Genomic DNA, 3,044 nt, shown 5'->3' with positions numbered 1-3,044 from the left:
GTTCGCGATCGCCGGCAGCGGCTCCTCGTCGCAGCACTACGCCGCCTCCGGGACGCCCGCCGCCGACCCGCACGCGCTGGACCCGGCCGCGCTGGTCAAGGTGCCGGCCACGCAGTGGAAGGCCACCGCCCGGCTGGACTTCTCGGCCTGGCCCGCGCGCGGCAACCGTACGAAGGACACCGCGCTGCTCGGCCGGGCGCTGGCGGTGTGGGCGAACCCCGGGACGTCCGTGGACGTCAGCTCCACCCCGGGCACCCCCAGGACCGGGCCTTCGCAGCCGCCGCAACTGCTCTTCGCCGGGGACGAGGACGCCGCGACCGTGGTGATCTTCTACGACGGGCTGCGGGTGGTGCGCTACGCCCAGCCGAAGACCGGTTCCGGCCGGGCCGCGCTGGACTTCGCGCAGGCCGAGGACGCGGATCTCACCACGTCGGCGGCGGTGCTGGTGGACCGGGTGGACGGCAACGCCCGCTTCCTGACGGCGCCGTGGGTGGCGCAGACCCGGATCCGGGACCTGTTCAAGCCGGACCAGGCCGGGACCGACCTGCACCGCTCCTCCGACGGCGTGACCGACCCGGTGCCGATGCCGGGCTCCAACGCGCCTGCGGGCGCCACCGGTTCGGCGGCGTGCGGGACGACGTGGCCGGCGATGCAGTTGCGTTCCTCCGGTTCGATCGCGGAGAAGCACTCCTTCCTGCTCACCGACCTCGGCGACCTCGCGCCGGTGCACCTGACGTACACCCCGCCGCCGTCCGCGGGCGACGCGGCGCCGCCGGTGGAGGCGACCGGGCCGAAGGCGCTGGCCAGTTGGGCGCACAGCGCGTGCCGGCTGGCCGAACTGCGCGGGCAGGGCGTGAAGGCCGTCGACAACTGGGAGTTCGCGGACACCGCGCTGCCCGAGGGTGCGGGCGACGCGTCATGGACGTGCGACCGGGCGGACACGTGGCGGGGGCCCGGTATCGCGCTGGTGCAGTTCGTGCCGCCCGCCGCGAAGACCGCCGAACTCGGCACGCTTGCCGGGCAGCAGGCGGACGGGAACGCGTGCAGCCGCTTCAACCAGCATGTGATGGCCGGGGTGATGTGGAAGTCGCCCGCCGACCACTGGTACCTGCTGGCGGCCGGCAGCCGTGACATCGCGTCCATCAAGGCGACCAGCGGGGTCGACGCCACGTCGGACGGGCCCTTCCTCTCCACCCCGGCCGCGCGCGGCACCCGTGCGACGCTCACCGCCCGGCTCACCGACGGCACGTCGCTGGCCCCGCTCGGCGACGACTAGGACGACTGGGAGGGCGCCGGGGAGGGCGTCGGGCTGGGCATCGGAGCCGGGCTGGGCATCGGGGCCGGCGTCGGCGTAGGGAGTTGCTCCAGCAGGAGCCGCATCGTCGCGTGGTCGTCCTCGCGCCCGTCCTCCTCCCAGCCCTGCCTGACGTAGAAGGCGCGGGCGCGGGCGTTCGGGGCGAAGACCTCCAGGCGGGCCGAGGCGATCTTGGCGGCCTGCCACTCGGCGACGCACGCCTGGTGCAGCGCGGTGCCGGTGCCGGTGCGCCACACCTCGGGGTCGATGTGGAAGTGGAACAGCTTGTCGCCGTCGAACCGGGCGCCCAGCACCGCGAACCCCACGAGGTGGTCCTGCCGCATCGCGCACAGCACGGTCTGCTCCCGCGAGGTGATCGCCTGCGCGGTCCCCGCCCGCAGCCGCTCCAACTCGGCCGGCCCGCCGTACACCTCGCTCGCCAGATGTCCCCCGTAATACGTGGCCCTGGCGCGGGCGTGGACTCCACAGATCTCGTCCAAGTCCTCGATCGAGGCGTGCCGGATCGTGGTGTGCGGGGTGCTCATGGGTACATGGACGCGCAAGATGCCCGATAGGTTCCCCCATCCGGGGCGGGGTGACGCGCTTCACTTGCGACGCCCCCGTGAAGGTCGTGCCCTCAACACGTGGGCCCTGTGCGGATGTTGTACGAACTCCGCTCCCAACAAGGCTCCACTTGGGCTCCCTTCGGCTCTTTTCAGTCAGAGAGTTGGCTGATTCATCGTGTCAAATCACTCCATCGAGCGATCAATTCCCGATCGCTGGATTGCACCCGAACGAGTCCCATGCGGTCACTCCATGGTTACTTCCGGACACGAAGCGTCGCATCGCATATTCCAGGACCGCCCGGAACTCCTCACCCCCGTCTTCGGCATCCTCGGCGTACGGATTCCGCACGAGCCGGTGATCGAGGTCCTGCCGACGGACGTCACGGAGATCCTGCCGGTCGAGCGACGCGTGGACACGGTGCCGCACCTCAAACCGGACGACGGCTCCAACGGACTGCTCCTCGCGATCGAGGCACAGGGGCGCCGCGACGAGAAGAAGCCCTCAAGCTGGGCATACTATTTGTCATACCTCGGTGCGAAATACGACTGTCCGACGCCGCTGCTGGTCGTCTGCCAGGACAAGGCGACCGCGGAATGGGCCGCCGGCCCCTTCCGCCACGGCTGGGGCGGCTGGTCCGCCCTCTCCGTGCACCCGCTCTCGCTGGGCCCCGGCAACGTCCCGGTGATCACGGACGCCGACAAGGCAGCCGAACACCTGGCCCTTGCCACGTTCTCGGCCATGACACATGGTCGGCACCCGGACAGTCCGGCCATACTGGAAGCCCTGGCACAGGCCCTCGGCACAGCGGACGCCGAATCGTACAAGTACTACTCGACCATGCTGGAGATCGGCCTGGGGGGCACCCCGGCACGGGACAACTGGAGGAAGCCGATGAAGAACGGGACCTACTTCCCGGGCCACGGAACTCTCGTCGAGGAGGCTCTCCAGGCGGGGTACGCCAAAGGCTGGGCCAAAGGCTTCGCCGAAGGCTTGACTGAAGGGCTGCTCACGGCGCTCCAGCACAAAGGCATCCCCGTGTCCGACGAGGCCCGCTCACTCATCATGAGTCAGCGCGACCACGAGACGCTCAAGTTGTGGCTCGCCCGCACCCTCACGCTCAGCACGGTCGACGAGCTCTTCGCGACCGTCGGCTGAGCCGCACCCAACACCCCAGCACACCCCC

The 3,044-nt window shown here is 70.6% G+C and carries 2 protein-coding genes and 1 pseudogene; 2 read left to right on the top strand and 1 reads right to left on the bottom strand.

Translation table 11 applies throughout. The annotated features are described in order from the left end of the window. Positions 1-1,276: pseudogene (locus AC13HU_RS34860) on the top strand (hypothetical protein); the annotation flags it as partial. On the opposite strand, the gene AC13HU_RS34855 reads toward AC13HU_RS34860, so the two are convergent. Next, complete coding sequence (locus AC13HU_RS34855; protein ID WP_483046003.1) at positions 1,273-1,839, bottom strand: GNAT family N-acetyltransferase; 567 nt, start codon at positions 1,837-1,839, stop codon at positions 1,273-1,275. The pseudogene AC13HU_RS34860 and the gene AC13HU_RS34855 sit on opposite strands and share 4 nt — an antisense overlap. 271 nt (positions 1,840-2,110) lie before the next feature. Between AC13HU_RS34855 and AC13HU_RS34850 the strand changes: the two genes are divergently transcribed. Beyond that, the gene (locus AC13HU_RS34850; RefSeq protein ID WP_483046002.1) at positions 2,111-3,016 is read left to right on the top strand and encodes a hypothetical protein; all 906 of its coding nucleotides are present in this window, start codon (positions 2,111-2,113) and stop codon (positions 3,014-3,016) included. Positions 3,017-3,044: the final 28 nt, after the last annotated feature.

It is taken from the genome of Streptomyces sp. NH27, from assembly GCF_056859195.1.
The sequence above is the reverse complement of the archived record's forward strand: the minus strand, read 5'-3'. Positions and strand labels throughout refer to the sequence as shown.